The following is a 19,093-nucleotide window of genomic DNA, read 5'->3' as shown; positions in this document are numbered from 1 at the left end:
AGACCCCGGCTGGCTATTGCAAGGAGAGAGAGATGTTCGAGTTATTGATGAGTGCCGACATGATGGTTCCGGACCCGGACGGCATGACGGAAATGTTGGTCGACAAGCTCGGTATCTACAAACACGAACGCTGGCGTCAGGCCTTCGACAACCACCCGTATATCGCCCACTTTCTGCGGGTGCATAAATCGCTGGCGGTGTCGCCGACCCGTATCGAACCGCAGTGGCACCTGGACCGCCCCAATCCGGGCGATCCGCTGTTCCACGACTTTCTGGAAAGCCTGAAAGACTTCCAGGGCCACCACCGGCCGATGATCACCCACTCCATCGTGCTCGCCCTGCATGGCGACAAATTCGATGCACTGGTGGACAAACTGATGCGCCGTCGCCTGCCATTCCGCATGGCCCAGCGCACCCCGGAAATGCCGTTCGACCGCCTGTGGCTCGGCGCCACTCCGGAGCAGCCGTACTACAAACCGACCGTCGACGGCGGCCTGTGCATCGAAATCATGCCGACCGAACCGCTGCAGATGCCGGCCGAAACCTACCAGCTGCCCCCGATGCAGCCGCGTGATCTAAAACCCGGCGACATGGTGCGCGTTACTGCCCGTGGCTTCCTGGTGCGCGACCTGGATGAAACCCTGCGCAAGGTGTCGACCAACCTTGACTGGGAGCCGAGCGGCCCGGTGGAAACCATCCGCAGCGAAGGCTACCGCCGTGCGCGCATGGGCTTTACCGTGCCCAACAGCGCCACCCTCGATGTGCTGGAAGCCACCTACTGGAACACCGACGCCGGCCACTACGTCAACAACTGGGGCCCAGGCCCGTACTACATCCGCATCGGCGTAAATGACCTGGCCGCCAAGGCCGAAGACCTGCGCGCCCGTGGCACCCAATTCCAATGGATTGAATCCTCGGAAGCCGTCGGCGGCCGTGCCTTGATCAAGATCGACCCGGCCGAGTTGAACGGTCAGGTGTTCGAGTTCGAGGAGATTCCTGCATGAGTGCAGCCCACAGCCAACCTGCTTCGGTGGTGATCAACGAGGCCGTGCGCCTGGAGCGCGAAGGCACTGTCGGCTGGGTAGTGCTGACCCGGCCTGGGCAGATCAATGCCATCAACGACGACATCCGCGTGGGCGTGCCGCAGGCCCTGGCGTTGTTGCAGCTGGACGCCGAGATTCGCGTGATCGTGATTCGCGGCGAAGGCGAGCGCGGCTTTTGTGCCGGTGCCGATATCAAAGAGCGCCGTGGCCCGGAAACCAGCCTGCAAGTGCGCAAACGCATGGAAAACGTGCGCTGGATTGAAGCGCTGGACGCGGTCGCCAAGCCGGTGATTGCCGCCATCCATGGCTACTGCATGGGCGGTGGGCTGGAACTGGTACTGGCCTGCGATATCCGCTTCGCAGCGCCGAATGCCGTGTTCGCCTTGCCGGAAACCGGCCTGGGGCTGATTCCCGGCGGTGGCGGTACCCAGCGGTTGTCCCGCGTGGTTGCACCGGGCCAGGCCCTGGACATGCTGCTGACCGGCGACCGTATGACCGCCGAGCAGGCCCAACGCATTGGCCTGGTCAGCCGCCTGGCGACCGACAACGCCACGCTGGTCGACGAGGTACGGGCCTTCGCCCAACGCATCGGCGCCAAGCCGCCGACCGCCTCGGCGTTCGTGAAACAAGCGGCCCGCGCCGCGCTGCAACTGGACCTGAAAAGCGGCCTGGACCTGGAGCTGGACCTGTTTGCGCTGCTGGCCCCGACCAAAGACGCCCGCGAAGCCGCACTGGCCTTTAGCGAACGCCGTGAGCCTCGCTTCACTGGTGAATAGCATCGGTGAATAGCACCGGCGAATAAGAACAAGAAGGAGAGCAGGGCATGAGTACAGGAAAACTGGCAGGGCGCGTCGCGATTATCACCGGCGCCGGTGGCGGTCTGGGCGCTGAGTGCGCCCGCGTTGGCGGCTCACGGCGCCAGCGTTGCCGTGGTCGATATCAATCTGGACGGCGCCACCGCCGTGGCTGAATCGCTGATCGCCGAGGGCCACCAGGCCCTGGCGATTCGCACCGACGTGTCCAGCGAAGACGACGTGCGCGCCATGGTTGCCCAAGTGAAGGAACGCTTTGGCCGCATCGATGTGCTGCACAACAACGCCGCCATTCTGAACGCCGAACAACGCCAGGCCGACCGCGACTTCGTCAACCTGGACATGGCCGCCTGGGACCGCGCCATCGCGGTCAACCTGCGCGGCGCGGTGCTGTGCACCAAGTACGTGATTCCGGTGATGCTGGAACGCGGCAAAGGCTCGATTATTTTCGCCACCTCGGGGTTGGGCGTGCAGGGCGATATGTCCCTGACCGGTTACGCCACCTCCAAAGCCGGGCTGCTGATGCTGCCGCGCATGGTCGCCTCGCAATATGGCAAGCAAGGTATTCGCGGCAACGCCGTGCAGATTGGCCTGGCCCCTTCCGAGCACGCCATGCCCGAGCCGCTGCTGGAAATTCTGCGCGACAACCACTGCACCGCCGAACTCGGCACTCCCCGGCAAATTGCCGATGTGGTGGCGTTTCTGGCCAGCGATGAATCGTCGTTTGTGACCGGCACCACCCTGGTGGCCGACGGCGGTTTCAGCAGCCATACGCCGTCGCTGGTGGCCATGCGCGCGCTGTTCGCGCAGATGGGCCGCACCGGCATGTAACACGGCGCTGTCCTCTTCATTATTTCGTTCACGCCCATCCGGGCGCGGGCGAGCTACGTCATGGAAGCCTTGTGATGAACCAAACGACTGCAAATACCGACTTCGATGTGATCGTGGTCGGCGGTGGCACCAACGGCCTGTCGGCCGGCTGCTACCTGGGTATGGAAGGCAAGAAAGTGCTGATCGTGGAAGCCCTGGACAAGGTCGGCGGCATGGCCTCGTCCGGCTACCTGATTCCCGAAGCACCGCAGCACCTGGTTCATCCTTGCGCCCTGGACATGATGTCGATGCGCGTGCACGCCCATGTCATGAGCGAACTCCAGCTGGAGCGCCATGGACTGAAATCGGTCGAAGTGGCGCCGGGCTATGTGTACTTGCACCCGGACGGCACCTCGCTGATCTTCTGGCGCGACCGCGAAAAAACCGCCGCCGAGATCCGCCGCTTCAGTCCCAAAGATGCCGAAGCGTTTCTGGAGTTTATGAAAGTCATCGACATGTTCCTCGACATCGCGCTGCCGATGATGCGCGTCGACCCGGCCAAATTTAACCTCGGCACCAAGCTGAAAATGGCCGCCACCGCGATCAAGCACAAAGCGCATAAGCCCGCGCTGATGGCCTTGATGACCGGCTCGGCCCAGGCCGCAGCGCGCGAACGTTTCGAACACCCGGTGACCATCTCCGCCATGTGCGCACTCACCGGCCTGGCCGGCGATATCACCGCAGACGGCGGCGGCATCTACTACGCCTTGCTCGGCTTCCTGCATCGCTTTGGCGTGGGCCGAGTGATTGGCGGTATGCAGCAACTGAGCAACGCCATGCAGGCCCGTTTTGAAGAACTGGGCGGCAAGGTGCTGCTGTCGGCGAGCGTGAGCGAAATCGTCGCGGCCAACGGCCAGGTCAAAGGCGTGAAACTCAAAGACGGCCGCGAATTTACCGCGCGGGTCGTTATCGCCGGCTGCCACCCGAAACCGGCGCTGGAGATGGTCACCGCTGGGCAGATTCCCCGCCACCTGCTCACCCGTATCGCCATGGCGCCGGCCAACTCCAAAGGCTCAGGCCCACTAAAAGTCGACGTGGCGCTAAGCGGGCAGATTTCGTTGCCGCGCTATGAAGCCCTGCGCGGCGACGGCGTAGACCTACGCAAAACCGTGTTGCTGATCGGCACCGAAGAAGGCGTACTGGAAAACTTCGCCGCCTGCGCCCGTGGCGAAGTGCCCAAGCTGCCCTATATCACCGTGGCAGCCCCAAGCGGCCCCGACCCAAGCCAAGCCCCTGCCGGCCAGGACGTGCTGTACATCTACCCGCCGGTAATGCCCACCAACCCCACCGAAGGCTGGGACGCGCTACGCGAGAAGGTGGCCGATCAGGTGACCGAGCAGCTGTACGCCTATATCGACGGCATTGAAGGCAAGGTGATCGGCCGGCATATTGAAGCGGCGCCAGACTTCACCGCACGGCTGAACACCGTAAACGGCTGCGTGGTGCATATCGACACCACCTCGATGCGCTCGGCCACCATGCGCCCGGCGCATGGGTTGGGCGGGGATACGTTGCCGGTGGCGGGACTGTATTTGGGTAGCGCCGGTATTCACCCCGGTGGCGGGGTGAACGGCATGGCCGGCAAGCTGGCGGCTTCGCGGGTTAATGCGTATTTGAAGAAGTAAGGGATCAAAATCAACGGCCCCTCACCCCAACCCTCTCCCGTACACGGGAGAGGGGACTTAATCGCGTAATAGGGATGAACGCCGATCTGTTCCCCTCTCCCGTTTACGGGAGAGGGGCTAGGGGTGAGGGCTGCGGTTTATTCGGTTAGCCCCGTTACGATTGGCTCGCCTTTGCCCCCAACGAAATACTCGCCAGCACAAAATCCGCCGAATACTCCCGCCACGTCGCCATCCCTTCTTCCGAATCGGTATCCACCCCCGCCAACGCCGACATCGAATAGCTATTGGTAAACCACCCCGTGGTCACCAACGACGCGCTGGCCAGCAACAACCGCGGATTAATCCCTGGCCGAAAATCCCCGATCGCCGCCCCACGCACCAATATCGCTTCCAGCTTGCCAATCAATGCCGGCGCCAGCTCCAGAAAGCGGTTGCGCGGTGTTTGGTGGGCGTCGTGGTAGCGGATGCCTTCCAGCGCCAGGCTGCCCAGGAAGGGGTCGAACCGGTACTGGTCAAAGAAGTGATTGAGCAGGGCGCGCATGGCCTGCGGCGGTGGCAGTTGCTCGACGCTGAGGTTCACCAACTCGGACATGATGTTGTCCGAAGACTCATCCAGCACCGCAACAAACAGGCCTTCTTTCTACCAAAACGGCCTAGTCCGCTCGGTGCCAATCGCCCTAATCCTTTTCCAGGTTTTACACCGCCACAGACTCGCCGGCTTCGGTCGGCCATGGGCGGTTTGCGGAAATGTCCGGATGTCGGGGCTCACTGGTAGGGCGGCCGTATTCGTCCCTGTATTCATCAATTACGATCAAACACTGTTTGGCTAGCAATGCGCGTCCATCATTTGCTAGAAGCATTGCGAACAGTTGAGCGCGCAATTCAATCAACGGCAATCCAAACACCTCGAAAGCACCGACCCATTCTTTTGCGGGTCTTCTACCTAGAGCCAAGTTCCGTATCACACTCTGCATACCGTGAGTGGAATGCGCCGTATCGGCATGGCTATTGAAGAGCGCCATGAAGACCTCCTCGTCGGGCATGTTGGCCATCGCTCCCTCTACGATACGCCGGGTCTCACCAGGCGGCAGGGTACGATATCGATTAATCATAGCGGCGCGAAAGTTAGGAAACTTGCAAGCCGATGAAGTCATCTTGTCCGAAAGCCAATAGCGATCACCAATGGGGCTATGGCCCAAACAGAGATGGTTAAGCGCAGATATCGCCGAAGCCTCCGTATCTAGCTTAAGGAGGGCGCTCATCCATTCGAAGTCCTGAAAAAAAGCAGGGTCGTCGGCGAGACGTTCTAGTGCTGTCAGAGCTGCGTCAGAAGGGCCTTGTGGCAAGGTCTGGAGCAAGCGCTTTAACGCATGGGGTCGGCGGAACGGGTCTGGTAACAGTGCAATAGCGTCGTGAACGCTCTCTGGCTCATCCGAAAAGGGAAAAAGATCCACCCAGCCCATCAACTCGCCGCGACTTGCTTCGAGGCGCCAATGTTGTGTTTGGGAAGCGAGAAGTACGTCTCGTATGCCCTCCAACAATAGGGGCGCCGGGATAATCTCGCCTGCACGGGCTGCACATGCGAGTAACCGGTGTTTGCAGCTAGTGGGCTGAGGCAGCGTTAGTAGGCGGTTAATCTCGGCTCTTTTGTCTCCATGCGGAAGGGCAAGAGCGGTCGCGGCGAGCGTCAGAGCGTGCTGTTGTTCAGCGTCGGATCTTGTATCGCTGCCAATCGCGTCAACCGCTGCGAAAATCGCTTCGGCAAAGTCAGACGTCGGGGGAGTCGCCGTAGCGCGTTCTTCCCTACGCGCTAGATGACTCGAGTAATCGGTCCAACTAGCGAAGATGCTTTTTTCTTGGGGGGCATTATCAGTCGACCAGATTCCAAGCAAGGCTGCGGCTGCATCTTGGCCCCAGCGGAGATCGGCAACGCAGCGCATGAGGATGGCGCTTGCCGGCTCATCATGCATCTGCTTGAAAGCGTCGGCATAAATTTGTGTGTATCCAACGGGGATGGGAGCTCTGTGGCCACCAACACTAAGCCGTGCGTTACGAGCAGCATCGTATTCAGCGAGGTCTCGCTCAAGAAGTGCTAGTAACGGCTCAGCCAGTGCTGCATCCGCCAACCTTCCTGCCGCACGCGCCACTTCAGAGGCTGCTTGCCGCGTGGGATGCAAGGCTGAGAGTAATGAATCCATCCAGTTATGGACGACATCACGAAGAACAGAGCGGTGGGCGGTGTCGAATGGCAGCTTGAAACCAGTAATGTTGCTGCCGTGTCGGGCAAGTACATCAGCTAATAAGCCAATTCGACGAGGATCGCTGGTCCGAGCATTAGCGATCAAGGCCGGAACGAAGGCTTCCTGTCGCGTAGCAGAAAGCACGAGCACTAAACGGAAGTGGGCGTCCGCGAGCTGTTTGTCGTAGCGCCCACGCTCCTGCACTTCCGCTTCTATTGCGATCAGTTGTTCGAAAAGTGCCAAAACGGTTGTCGGTCCGATGATTACCGCTGCCGTAATTTGACGGACTGTAGACGTCGCGGAATTAAGAGCCGCCTCGGCGACCGGGCCACTATCGACTAGCGGGGCCCCGGTGAGGTATTCCGCGATGCGATTCGGAAGCGATAAATTGGAGGTGAAACGAGCGATAAGTCCTGCTGCTACGGCGTTCGGGAATGAAGAGAACGCTTGTGAAATTGAATGCTCGAAGAGTTCGCTATTGGCACCTATTTCGGCTGTCGCAATCAGTCGCGATATACGCTCATCCGCGTCCGTTGGTCTTTGGCTGGCGATCCAATCAAGCAGTTGTTCTGGAGGGCAATCGGCTCCAAGCGCCGTTTCACGTATTGAAGTGAGACGCGCATCAAGGTGAGGATCTGTCAGGTGCTCGGGATAGTTCTCTCTACCGAGCGCGCTCCAGGTCGAGTCCAGCGCTTCCGCCATGATTTGGTTCACATGTCGATCACCGCCGCGAAATGCGAGCGATACCACTACGGCAACTACGACCTCAGGATCGGGGTCGGAGGCTGCCAACGTCGCGGCAAGCTCCATTCCGTCGAAACCACTGTTGCCAGCGATCTCGGCAAGGGCGATTTTTCGCTGGGGAGCGGGAAGTGCACGCAAGCGAGCCTCACGATCAGGACCCAAAACACCTGAATGAAAGCGGTCAGCAGCTCGAAATATTGCAAACTGAATCTGATGGTCTGAGCTCGAAGCAAGTGGCCAAACGTACTCTGAGAAGTCCGATTTCCCGGACGTGATCATAAATCGTAAAGCTCGGTCGACAACTCCAGGTGTATGCCAGCGCCCGATGAAGCGCAAAACACGATCACGTAAAGATAGCCATACAGCATCAATGCTCCTATCGAACATTTTTGCAGCTAGAAGCGGGTCTATGCCTAGTGTCTCATCAGCGGCGATCGCCACGGCCTGTCGGCCACCTATGTCTGCACGGGAGAGCCTATCGCACGCAAACAGAACGGACTCTTCCCAGTTTGTTTTATTGAGCACGTTCTCGCGCAGCTTTCTGAGAGCCTCAAGACTTCCTCTCGCCGCAGTTTTCATTAGTTCTTCGACTTCTGCGGCGGCGTACCATTCTTGGAAAAGCTGATGCTGAAAGCTAACTGCGCCATTGGCTCCAGCCATGCGTACCAGTAAGTGCGCATCCACCAAGCTGTCAATAATGCTGCGAGGGTTTGGTGGCGTGCCGATCTGGCCATCCTCAAAAAGTTGGCGCAAAACGCTTGAGACGACACGATTGGCTTTTTCATCAGGAATAACCGTACTAGCGCTGCGGTTAGCCTCAGCTGCGAGGTGGGTTAGCAAGGTCACGTGATGACCAAGCGTGTCCCTATGTAGACGCTCGACTCTTTCCGGGAGAGCTTCGTTGTGTCGTACGAAAATTCCCAGCACGGCTTCCTTGGTTTCGGGGAACGCAACTTCACGGGGTAAGGTCAATAAAGCGTTCAGATAGAGAGGGTTGCCGACAAGTTCACGAACGCCTGCTGTGCGCCACGCCCTGTCAACAAGCTCTTCGCCATCATGACCACGTGCTGAGCGTGCAAGCTCCATCTGTTGGTCATATGAAAATGCTTCGATCTTTACGATTGGACCGATGCTTGGCAGGGTTTGGCGCCGAGAGCTAATAACAATACCGAGTTGAGGATAGTCACGCTGCAGGGCGGTAAGATCGTTTGTTGCCCGAAGACGTGCTTCGGTAGTCAGCTCATTCCAGCCATCAAGTAGCAGCACAAGCTGTCCTTGGTAGGCTAGCGCCATTAAGTGCTGACGTCTGAAGGCTGCGAAGGCGTTACGCCGTAAGATAAAATCGAAAAAGTCTTCCTGGCGGTCTGACCACTCACCTAACGGTACGAGAAGTGGGATCGCACGGTCCTGCGCGACCAAACACTCTGCGAGTTGCACAAGTGTGGTCGATTTTCCAACGCCACCTGGCGCGATGACAGCGACCGGCTCCGCGAGCGCTGTGAGTTCCGCCACACTATCAAGTGTGATGTAGTGCGTAAGTCCACTTTCAAGTCTAAACGTCCGCTCGATAGTTCTTATGGGTCGCCCTCGCGCCGCGCGAAACGATGCAATGTCCGTGATCGTAGTCGCGCGAAGCTTCGCCCCAGCTCCATTGACGGCGTCTGCACTGGGAAAATCCAGTCCACGAAGAAACTCTTCGTCTGCTGCGTCTAGCGCGTCCGAAGGTTTAACCGGCCCGAGGGGCCGACCGCCAGAGATGGAGCTGAGGGCGTGTTGGATAGCATCCGCTTTCCACTGATGGAGCAGCGTTACTGTGTAGCGGATATCGTCTGAGTCGATGAGTTTAGAGCAGCTCTGGCACAGCCATATCCCATTTGATCCGCTGCTGCGTTCGCCTGAGCTCATATTCGGGTCATAGCGTTTGCCGCCTGCAGCGGCAGCTGCGACGTGTGCAGCTACGCCAATGTTGACGCTGCGCTCTTCATCGTGGGCAGGGCCGGACGTCGAGCTCATGCAGGTCGGGTTCGAACAGTGATATCCAACCCTTGCGGCAAGGGCACGAATAGTTTTTGCCGAGAAGTTGTCGCGCACGGACATTTGAGATTATTGCACCAGAGTTTTTAGGACCGAAATGACATTCAGCCGATCATCATAGAATGCTTCGAAAGACGCTGTAACCGAGCCAGTAATAGTTAAAAGCGAATGGCACTTTTGTCGATGGCGTCCATTTCTCATATCTGATTCCCGAAGCGTTCACGTCTTCTCTAAGTTGAGCGTTAGTCTAGAACCTGAGGATAGATAAGGTATGTCACGCTGCTTATTTGTTAGCGGGTGGATGAAAGCATGTTTAAAGAATCGGTAGCTCTTCCTGCCCCAACGAAATACTCGCCAACACAAAATCCGCCGAATACTCGCGCCACGTCGCCATCCCTTCTTCTGAATCGGTATCCACCCCCGCCAACGCCGACATCGAATAGCTGTTGGTAAACCACCCCGTGGTCACCAACGACGCACTGGCCAGCAGCAACCGCGGATTGATCCCCGGCCGAAAATCCCCGCTCGCCGCCCCACGCACCAATATCGCTTCCAGCTTGCCAATCAATGCCGGCGCCAGCTCCAGAAAGCGGTTGCGCGGTGTCTGGTGGGCGTCGTGGTAGCGGATGCCTTCCAGCGCCAGGCTGCCCAGAAAAGGGTCAAACCGGTACTGGTCAAAGAAGTGATTGAGCAGGGCGCGCATGGCCTGGGGCGGTGGCAGTTGCTCGACGCTGAGGTTCACCAGCTCGGACATGATGTTGTCCGAAGATTCATCCAGCACCGCCACAAACAAGCCTTCTTTCGAGCCGTAGTAGTGGTACACCAACTGCTTGGTCACCCCGGCCTCGCGGGCAATTTCTTCCACCCGTGCGCCCGCCAGGCCTTTGCTGGCGAACTCGATGCGTGCCGCTGCGAGCAGGCGGTTCATGGTGTTGCGTTTGCCCTGTTCGCCGCCTTCGGCCGTCTTGCCCTTTACCGCCACATCGCGCTCCTTGTGCCGCGTGATTCATACCTTGAAGCATTTGCTTGCCGGCCATCGTTTGACCCCAGGTCAAACGAAGTGCCGCACCGCCAAAACCACATGCGCATACCATCGGTTCACAGGTTCGGGCTTGCCCACAACACCTGTTGGCACGCTCAAGCACCGAGGCGCCGCAAGGCGGACAGTCTTGGCGCGATGAACAATAAAAACAAGAGACTGTAGGAGATCCTGATGAGCAACGACAGCGCCGCCCTGGACCTGGCAACCGCCTATTCCGCCGTATCGGATTTGTACCGCGGTACCGAATTGGACATTCACGAGGTGTGCCGCCAGCAGCGCCAGATTTCGCCGATCTATGAAGGCGACTTCATTACCCAGTTCGGCGTGCCCACCAACGCCGGCACCAAACAGGGCACCAAGCCCACCTACGCCTTGTTCAAATACCAGGACGTGATGACCGTGCTGCGTGACGGCGCCACCTACACCAGCGGCTTTATCGCCGAAGGCCTGGGCGCGTTTTTCGATGGCCTGATCATTCTGGCCATGGACGGCGACGAACACCGCAAAGTGCGTGCGCTGCTGCAACCGGCGTTTATGCCAGAGACCGTGAACAAGTGGCGCCCGCAGATCGACCAGATCATCCGCGAGGACTACATCCAGAAAATGTTGCCGGACAAGAAAGCCGACCTGATGAAGTTCGGCCTCGAGCTGCCGATTCGCGTGATGTACGCGCTGATGGGCTTTCCCTCCGACGACCCGTCCAAATACAAGCAATACGCCGCCTGGGCGTTGGCCATTGTCGGCGGCAACCAGATCGACCCGGCCAAGATGGACGAAGCGCGTCGCCAGGCGGGTCTGGCCGTAAAAGGCCTCTACGACGCGCTGGCCGACGTGGTGGTCAAACGCCGCGCCGAAGGCAGCCAGGGCGACGACGTAGTCGGGCGCCTGCTGCGCGCCGAATACGAAGGCCGCACGCTGGACGACCACGAGGTGATTACTTTCACTCGCTCCTTGTTGCCCGCCGCCGGCGAAACCACCACCCGTATGTTCGGTTCGGTGATGACCCTGCTGCTGACCACCCCAGGCCTGCTGGAGCGCGTCAAAGCCGATCGCACCCTGATCAACAAGCTGATGGACGAAACCACCCGCTTTGAACCGGTGGCCACCTTCAAGGTGCGCGAAACCGCCAAGGAAGTGGAATTCCACGGTGTGATCATCCCCAAAGGCTCGTTCGTGCAATGCATGGTGATCTCCGCCAACCGCGACGAAGAGGCCTTCGAAAACGCCCACACCTTCGACATCGACCGCAAGCCAAAACCCTCCTTCGGGTTCGGTTTCGGCCCGCATATGTGCATCGGCCAATTCGTCGCCAAGCTGGAAATCAGCAGCGCGGTAAACGCCATTCTCGACCTGTTCCCCAACCTGCGCCTGGACCCGACCCAGCCGGTGCCGGTGATCAGCGGCGCGCAACTGCGCGGTGTTTCCAAGCTGCCGGTGATCTGGGACTAACAGCGCACTACAACCTCACCTTCAAGCCTTACAAAAACAACAGAGGGCATTATGAGAACGTTCAAAACCATCCCGGAACGCGGCGACTTCGGCTTTCAGCAACTGGTCGGCCCGCACAAGGTGACCGGCGCCTCCATGGCCGCCGAGCGCGGCTTCTTCGGCCTGCAGCTGAGCAAAAGTTCGCCGTTCGGCTCGGTGCGTGACGAGGAGGGCAACATTTATTCCTTCGTGCGCTCGCTGATGGCCCCCACTGGCACGCCGAACCCGACCAAATTCTTCTACCTCAACAACCACGTCGATAACGTCAACCTGCGCATGGACTATCCCAAGATGGCCAAGCAGGCGCTGACGCCGATGCCGGTGCAAACCCTGGAAGGCGACACCGTGCGCTGGACCAACCAGCCGGGCGAAGAAGGCAACGGCTGGGAAATCACCGCCAACAGCGAGCGCCTGACCTGGAAAGAAGAGGGTCTGTTTCACCTCGAAGGCCGTCTGCTCGGCCCGGGCCTGCAGTGGTATTTGCCGGGCGTGGAGTGGGGCACGTTTTACGTGTCGCAGCTGTGGGACATCGCCGGTGTTTGCGAAGGCCGCCCAGTGAAAGGCGCCATGGCCCTGGACCAGTTCTATATGGCCGAAGGCGGCGCCATCCACTTCAAGAAAGACCTGGTGGTGAACAACAACAAGCACGTGATCTGGTGGTCGTTCGTCACCGTTTACAAAGACGGCACCTGGGACACCGGCTCGTTATGGTCGGCCACGACCACCTTGGCTACGCCATTTTCAACAACGAAAAAGGCGAAGTGCGGGTGACCACCGATATCGAAGGCAAGACTGAGCATAAAGACGGCAGCTACTTTCTGAAGAGCGCGGTCATCACCCTGGAAGGCAACGAGCAGTGGGAATTTTTGCCCGACGAGAAGGGCGAGATGATCGACTTCGTCGGCGGCTTCCCGATTACCGCGCAGCAAGAAGGGCGCTGGCGCAAAGTGGGCGACACCCGCGAGCCGTCGCACTGGTTGGGTTGGGGGGAATCGGATCGGCGCAATGGGTCGGCGCGCAATGTGCCGGGTAAAGATCTGTAAAAGATCAAAAACATCGAGGCTGAAGCCTCTCCCACAATGGACCGCAATCTCTTGTGGGAGAGGCTTCAGCCTCGATGCTCTTAGCGGCATTCGACAAACCATAACAACAAGGACCCGCGATGAAATTCCGTGACAAAGTCGTCCTCATCACCGGCGCCGGCCGTGGCATGGGCCGGGCCATTGCCCTGGCCTACGCCCGCGAAGGCGCCAAATTGGTGGTCAGCGCGCGCACTGCCAAATACGGCGAAGAAACCATCCAGCAAATCATCGACATCGGCGGCGAAGCCTGCCTGGTCGGTGGCGATATCGCCGACCGTGAAGCCATCAAGGCCATGGTGCAGGGCGGCGTCGAGCGCTTTGGCGGCCTGGATATCGTGGTGCACTGCGCTGCCGACACCAGCAGCGGCCTGATGGCCGAGATGGCCGACGACGTGTTCGACCATATCGTGCGCAGCAACGTGCAATCGCTGTTCTGGCTGGCCAAAGACAGCGCGCCATACCTGTCCAAAGCCGTCGACAAAGGCCGGCTCATCTTTATTTCCTCCGGCGAAGCCAACCGCAAATACACCCCGCGACTAATCGCCTACGGCTCCACCAAAGCCTTTATGAACGCCTTTGCCCGCGGCCTGGCCGTGGAATTCGGCGCGATGAATATCCTCGTCAACGTGGTCGAGCCCGGCCTGATCGGCACCGACCATATGCACGAAACCCTGGGCGATGACCTGCCGCATAAAATCGCCGCGCACTTTCCGGTCGGGCGTTTGGGGCAGTCGCAAGACATCGCCAACGCCGTGCTGTTTCTCACCTCCAACGAAGCCTCGTATATCACCGGCACTTCGCTGCTGGTCGACGGCGGCGCCACCATGATTGCCCTGCCGAAAATCGACGAAATCCTCAAGGGCCACTAAGCAGTTGCAGGAGAACGGGTCATGCATAACAACAAGAACGAACACGGCAACGATTTTTCCGAATTCAAACGCGGCTGGCGCGTGGTGCTGCTGGGCCTGTTCGGCATCTGCACCAGCATCACCGCCGCCTTGCTCTACGCCTTCGGCACCCTGGTAATTCCGCTGGAACAAGCCTTCGGCTGGAGCCGTGGCGACCTGCAAGCCTCCATCACCTTTCTGTTCGCCGGCGTGGCCATTTCCACCCAGGTGGTGGGCTGGCTCTACCGCCGCTTTGGCCTGCGCCGGGTGGCGCTGTTTTCCATCGTGCTGCAGATAGTCGGCTACTTCGCCATCACCCAGATTCAGGGCTCGATCGGCTGGCTGTATTTTGCGTTTTTCACCATGCCCATCGTGTGCGCCGGCACCATCGCCATCACCTGGACGCAGCTGGTCAACCTCTGGTTCGAACGTAACCGTGGCCTGGCCCTGGCGGTGATTCTCTGCGGCACCGGCCTGATGGCCATGGTGCTGCCACCGCTGCTCTCGCGCCTGATCGCCGCCTACGGCTGGCAAGCCGGTTTTATCGCCTTGGGCGCCATGCCGCTGCTGTTCACCTTGCCGCTCTCGCTGCTGTGGCTGCGCCTACCGGCCGAGCGCGTGAGCGTGGATGCCGTCACCCAGGAAAAAACCGTAGAACTGCACGGCGTCACCTTCAAAGAAGCGCTGCGCTCCGGCGTGTACTGGGGCTTTAACGTCGCGCTGATTCTGTCGGTATCGCTCACCGTCGGCATGGTCACCAACATGGTGCCGATGCTGATCAGCAAAGGCCTGACCGCGCAGGACGCCGCCCAGGTGTTCAGCACCTTCGGCATTTCCATCATCGGTGGGCGCTTGCTGGTGGGTTACCTGCTCGACCGCTACTCGCCATCCCTGGTGGCCGCCATCAGCCTGGCGCTGCCGGCCGTGGGCTGTCTGATTTTCCTGTTCGGCGGCGCGCATAGCATTCCGCTGCTGATACTCGCCACCCTGTGCATCGGCGCCAGCGCCGGCGCCGAATTCGACCTGGCGGCCTTCTTGATGGCCCGCTACTTCGGCCTGAAGGACTACGCGCGCATCTTCGGCCTGCACCTGTGCCTGATCACCATCGTCTCCGGCCTGGTGCCCATGCTGTTCGGCCACCTGTATGACGTGTACGGCAGCTACTCGGCCGTGCTGGTGTGCTGCTTCTGCTGCGCCCTGATCGGCCCCGGCATTTTACTCTGGCTGAAAATGGAACCCGCCTTTCAAGCCCGCCAACGCCAACTCCACCAACAACACGCCTAAGCAAAGGACGACCGAGATATGAGCATGGACAAACAGGCCATCGAACACTTCCTGCACGGCCAGATCGATGCGTGGAATAGCGGCGACAAAGAAGCCTTTTTCGCCCACTACCGCAGCGTGTCACCCAACGGGTTGAGCATCGAATACGTCGGCAAACCGCTACACGACGCCTGGCAGATTCTTGAAGGCATGTGGGCGCAGCAACAGCCCAAAATTCGTGTGGAAGTGCGCCAATGCATCGTCAACGGCACCGAGGCGGCGTGTCACCACCTCAACGCGTTTCGCGAAGGGGAAGGGGGCATCGAGACGATTGAGTTGTACAAGTTTGAAGAGGGGAAATTGGCGGTGCGGTATTTCATCAATATGTAGGGGTTGAGTGTTGTTCAGTCCGATCGTTATGGCGGCAGAGCGTGCACGCCATAGCTCGAACCGCCCACCGGTTTTCTAATCAAACTTCACCGGCGCCTCCCATATCGCCAGCAACACGCAACCTTCGCGGCTACTGACCTGATGCGACGTGCCGGGCTCGTTGATGCACAGCGCGCCCTCGCCGTAACTGCCGCGCTCATCGCCCTGTTCGCCGCGTAGCACCATCAGGTATTCAAGGCCGGTGTGGGTGTGGCTTGGCACGGCGGCACCGGGGCATAGCGCAACAGCGCGCAGCACACGCCCCGGCCTGGCACCGTGTGCAGCGGCACTATTTCCACACCCTCGCGAAAGGGCTCCCAGGCCAGTTGTGGATCGCCTGGGTCAAGGCGCAACAAGTTACGCCACAGTAGCGGGAAGTCTCCCATAGCTCGTGCTCCCATCAGGCCAGCGCCGCCAGCAGGTTCATTGAATTGGCCACCGCGCCGAACACGCCACCTTGCATGTGGATCATGTGTAGTGCGGCCCGGTGATTTGCCGGGTCTGTCGCGGCGCAGCAGTCAGCCAGCAGCACGCATTCGTAGCCGCGGTCGTTGCCTTCACGCATGGTGGTGTGCACGCACACGTCGGTGGTGATGCCGGTAAGAATCAGATTACGGATGCCCTGCGTGCGCAGGATCAGGTCGAGGTCGGTGGCGCAGAACGAGCCTTTGCCGGGTTTATCGATGATCACTTCGCCCGGTGCAGGTGCCAGTTCGGGAATGATTTCCCAGCCCGGCTCGCCGCGCACCAGAATCTTCCCGCAGGGCCCCGCATCGCCGATGCCCGCGCCGATTTGCCGCGAGCGCCAGCGTTTGTTGGCGGGCAGATCGGCCAGGTCCGGGCGATGCCCCTCGCGGGTGTGGATGATAAAAAAGCCCAGCTCACGCAGGCGCTGCAACACGTTGTTGATCGGAGCAATCGGCGCGCGCGTCAGGGCGATGTCGTAGCCCATGGTGTCGACGTAGCCACCCGCGCCACAAAAGTCGATCTGCATGTCGATGATAATCAGCGCGGTGTTGTCCGGCCGCAGGTCACCATCGAAGGGCCAGGCGTAGGGCGTGCTTTCGAGATATCGGGTCATGGCTGCTCTCCTATGCCGCCGTTTCGCTTTCGCCATGCATTGGCATCGGCAGGGGGGAGGGCTGCTTTTCACCGACAAAGTACGCACAACTGGCCAGCGTGCCCGCCACCATCAGATAAGCCAGCGCCACCAGCGGCGTCTGGGCGATGCCGATGTGTTCGCCGTGCATAAAGCCGAAGAAGGTCAGCAGCGAGCCGGCCAAGGCGAACGCCGAAGCACGCCAGAGCTGCCGCTCAATCACAAATGCCGCGATGGCACCCAAGATCAAGCCACCCAGAATCGCGCCGCCGCCCAGCACCGCCAGGCCTTCATACAGCACGCCAGTCTGGCCGAGCTTGTCGAACCCGACGGCGGCCGCGCTGGTGCCAGCGGCGCCCAGCGCATTGTCGATCTGCAATTTGCCCCAGGCCGCGAGGTGCGGCATCAAGGCCAGAATGATGGCGGGCGCATGGCTTTTCGGAGTTTCCTGGAAAGCCTGGGCGCCGATCAGCATGCCGATATAGAGCAGGATCGGCGAAATGGCGACCACCGGAATCACCGAGCTCATCAGCGCGATGACGCCAAAAGTGCACAGCAGCAGCACGATGACGCCAGTCGCTGCCGAGTAACCGATCCGTCCGCCCATGGCCTTCCAGCCCGGATGGCCGATGTACACCGCGTTGATAAACGGGTTGCCCATCAGGCAGCCGACCAGGCTGATAACGCCATCGGCGGTCAGCACCTGCGTGGTCGGAAAGCTGTCGCCCGCCACGGCGGCGCTCTCCACGTTGTCCATGGCTTCAACTAGGTCATAGATACCGAACGGAATCGCGGTCACCAGAATTACGCCGAGGAACTCGAAACCGGAGAACACATGGCCGAAGGCAGGCAGCGGTACTGAAAAGCCGAAGCTGGTGATGGCCTGGGAGACTTTTGCCAGGCTCATGCCGCCGAAGTTGTAGCCCAGCGCCGTGCTGCCCCAGGCGATCAGCGTACCCACGGCGATGGCCACCAGCCCGGCCGGAATGCCGCGGAAGTACCGCACATTGCCGAACCAGCTGGCGAGAATGATGGCGAAGCAGACCACGCCGATTATCGGCGTCATGTACATCTCCAGCGCCGGCCGCAGCGAGATAAACGCCACCGAAACACCGGCCAGCGTGCCGAGCAGCGCCGCGCGCGGGGTGATTTTGCGGATAACTGGCGCGATAAAAGCGCCGAGCATCAGCACGAAGCTCTGAATGAACACCCACGTCAGGCCGGCTTCCCAGCCGCGAATGGGGTCACCGGTGGTGAGTGCAATCGGCAGCATGATGACGAAGGTGACGACGAACATATGCGGCACGCTGATGCCCGAGGGCAGGGCGCATACATCGCTGCGCCCGGTCTTCTGCGCCAGGCGGTACGCCAGCCAGGCGTAGTACAGCGTGCTCAGGCACAGCATCAGGCCGGTCGCCGGCAGAATGCGCCCGAAGACGATGTCCGCCGGCATCTTCACCACATAAAGCAGCAGGCCAGTCATCACCAATACGTTGACGAGGATGTTCGTGCCGAAGCCGAACAGCGCATTCCAGTCGCCTGGGGTCCACAGCCGGGGTTTGAACGTTTCTACGCTTGCCATGCCTTAATCCTCCAATGGTACTATCCAGACCAACCCGGCCGCACAGGGCGTTACCGGCTCAACGCTCCAACGCTTCCAGCAGTTTTTCTGAATCCGACACCCAGCCGAATATCCCGCCCTGGGCCGACACCATGTGCAGCGCCGACTCATGGAACGCAGGGAAATAAGAGGCGCAGCAATCGCCGAGGACCACGCAGCGGTAGCCGCGATCATTGCCCTCGCGCACGGTGGTGTGGACGCACACCTCCGTAGTAACGCCGCAGACCAGCAGGTTCTTGATGCCGCGATTGAGCAAAATCGCGCCCAGGTCGGTGGCGTAAAACGAGCCCTTGCCCGGCTTGTCGATCACCACCTCGCCAGGCAGCGGATACAGCTCGGCGATGATGTCGTGGCCCGGCTCGCCACGAACGAGGATGCGGCCCATCGGGCCGAGGTCGCCGATGCGCTTGCTCGGCTCACCACGCAGCACCTTTGCAGGCGGTGCGTCGGACAGATCAGGGCGATGCCCTTCGCGGGTATGGATCACCATCATTCCCAGCGCTCGTGCTGCGGCCAGCACACGGCCGCAGGGCGCGATGGCGCTGCGCAGCAACGACACATCATTGCCCAGCGTTTCGCCGAAGCCGCCCGGCTCCACGAAGTCGCGCTGCATATCGATGATCACCAGCGCGGTGCTCGACAGGTCGAGCGAAACCGGCCGGGTTCGGCCTGCAGCATGATCGACGCCATTCCAGTTCCTCCAGGCATTACTGATCAGCGCTGACGGTAAGGTGTGCAAACCCGTTCAGCGCCCGCTTGTTGTGCGCAAAAGTCCAACCATGAACTCATTGTTGTATACAACGATGATGAACAA

The 19,093-nt window shown here is 60.2% G+C and carries 14 protein-coding genes and 2 pseudogenes; 9 read left to right on the top strand and 7 right to left on the bottom strand.

Annotated elements, in window-relative coordinates; all coding sequences use genetic code 11:
- Window positions 1-32 precede the first annotated feature (32 nt).
- The 4 genes from AC0V2S_RS24595 to AC0V2S_RS24580 all read left to right on the top strand — a co-directional run bounded on the left by AC0V2S_RS24595 (window position 33) and on the right by AC0V2S_RS24580 (window position 4,350).
- Window positions 33-1,004, top strand: coding sequence for a VOC family protein (locus tag AC0V2S_RS24595; RefSeq protein WP_271194907.1), 972 nt, complete (start codon window positions 33-35; stop codon window positions 1,002-1,004).
- Window positions 1,001-1,819 (top strand): enoyl-CoA hydratase/isomerase family protein, encoded by an 819-nt coding sequence (locus tag AC0V2S_RS24590; protein WP_475512008.1) that lies wholly within the window; start codon window positions 1,001-1,003, stop codon window positions 1,817-1,819. Before AC0V2S_RS24595 ends, AC0V2S_RS24590 begins: the two co-directional genes overlap by 4 nt.
- Window positions 1,820-1,915: 96 nt before the next feature.
- Window positions 1,916-2,686, top strand: a complete 771-nt coding sequence (locus AC0V2S_RS24585; RefSeq protein WP_475512007.1) for an SDR family NAD(P)-dependent oxidoreductase — start codon at window positions 1,916-1,918, stop codon at window positions 2,684-2,686.
- A gap of 74 nt (window positions 2,687-2,760) precedes the next feature.
- Complete coding sequence (locus AC0V2S_RS24580) at window positions 2,761-4,350, top strand: phytoene desaturase family protein (RefSeq protein ID WP_475512006.1); 1,590 nt, start codon at window positions 2,761-2,763, stop codon at window positions 4,348-4,350.
- 154 nt (window positions 4,351-4,504) lie between these two features.
- On the opposite strand, the pseudogene AC0V2S_RS24575 reads toward AC0V2S_RS24580, so the two are convergent.
- The 3 genes and pseudogenes from AC0V2S_RS24575 to AC0V2S_RS24565 all read right to left on the bottom strand — a co-directional run.
- A pseudogene (locus AC0V2S_RS24575) lies at window positions 4,505-4,990 on the bottom strand (TetR/AcrR family transcriptional regulator); the annotation flags it as partial.
- Window positions 4,991-5,045: 55 nt separating this feature from the next.
- Window positions 5,046-9,431: an NACHT domain-containing protein gene (locus tag AC0V2S_RS24570; RefSeq protein WP_475512005.1), complete on the bottom strand. Its 4,386-nt coding sequence runs from the start codon at window positions 9,429-9,431 to the stop codon at window positions 5,046-5,048.
- Window positions 9,432-9,681: 250 nt separating this feature from the next.
- Complete coding sequence (locus AC0V2S_RS24565; RefSeq protein WP_475512021.1) at window positions 9,682-10,296, bottom strand: TetR/AcrR family transcriptional regulator; 615 nt, start codon at window positions 10,294-10,296, stop codon at window positions 9,682-9,684.
- Between the two features lie 285 nt (window positions 10,297-10,581).
- Between AC0V2S_RS24565 and AC0V2S_RS24560 the strand changes: the two genes are divergently transcribed.
- The 5 genes and pseudogenes from AC0V2S_RS24560 to AC0V2S_RS24540 all read left to right on the top strand — a co-directional run bounded on the left by AC0V2S_RS24560 (window position 10,582) and on the right by AC0V2S_RS24540 (window position 15,520).
- Entirely contained in the window at window positions 10,582-11,859 is a 1,278-nt protein-coding gene (locus tag AC0V2S_RS24560) for a cytochrome P450 (protein WP_475512004.1), read from the top strand.
- Window positions 11,860-11,910: 51 nt separating this feature from the next.
- A pseudogene (locus tag AC0V2S_RS24555) lies at window positions 11,911-12,941 on the top strand (hypothetical protein).
- A 119-nt stretch (window positions 12,942-13,060) separates the two neighbouring features.
- The gene (locus tag AC0V2S_RS24550) at window positions 13,061-13,849 is read left to right on the top strand and encodes an SDR family NAD(P)-dependent oxidoreductase (protein ID WP_475512003.1); all 789 of its coding nucleotides are present in this window, start codon (window positions 13,061-13,063) and stop codon (window positions 13,847-13,849) included.
- Between the two features lie 21 nt (window positions 13,850-13,870).
- Complete coding sequence (locus AC0V2S_RS24545; RefSeq protein WP_475512002.1) at window positions 13,871-15,151, top strand: MFS transporter; 1,281 nt, start codon at window positions 13,871-13,873, stop codon at window positions 15,149-15,151.
- 18 nt (window positions 15,152-15,169) lie between these two features.
- The gene (locus AC0V2S_RS24540; RefSeq protein ID WP_475512001.1) at window positions 15,170-15,520 is read left to right on the top strand and encodes a nuclear transport factor 2 family protein; all 351 of its coding nucleotides are present in this window, start codon (window positions 15,170-15,172) and stop codon (window positions 15,518-15,520) included.
- Window positions 15,521-15,595: 75 nt separating this feature from the next.
- Here AC0V2S_RS24540 and AC0V2S_RS24535 read toward each other — a convergent pair whose 3' ends face one another.
- From AC0V2S_RS24535 to AC0V2S_RS24520, 4 genes are all read right to left on the bottom strand, one after another.
- A complete protein-coding gene (locus AC0V2S_RS24535) occupies window positions 15,596-15,817 on the bottom strand; it encodes a cupin domain-containing protein (RefSeq protein WP_475512000.1) in 222 nt (73 codons plus the stop codon).
- A 142-nt stretch (window positions 15,818-15,959) separates the two neighbouring features.
- Window positions 15,960-16,640 carry a biuret amidohydrolase gene (gene biuH, locus AC0V2S_RS24530; protein WP_475511999.1) on the bottom strand — a complete coding sequence of 227 codons (681 nt, stop codon included), beginning with the start codon at window positions 16,638-16,640 and terminating at the stop codon, window positions 15,960-15,962.
- 10 nt (window positions 16,641-16,650) lie between these two features.
- On the bottom strand, window positions 16,651-18,240 hold the full coding sequence (locus AC0V2S_RS24525) for a hypothetical protein (RefSeq protein WP_475511998.1): 1,590 nt from the start codon (window positions 18,238-18,240) through the stop codon (window positions 16,651-16,653).
- A gap of 58 nt (window positions 18,241-18,298) precedes the next feature.
- Window positions 18,299-18,922, bottom strand: coding sequence for a cysteine hydrolase family protein (locus tag AC0V2S_RS24520; RefSeq protein ID WP_475512020.1), 624 nt, complete (start codon window positions 18,920-18,922; stop codon window positions 18,299-18,301).
- Window positions 18,923-19,093: the final 171 nt, after the last annotated feature.

The sequence above is a fragment of the Pseudomonas sp. CC11G genome, from assembly GCF_056174845.1.
This window is presented reverse-complemented; position numbering and strand designations above follow the sequence as displayed.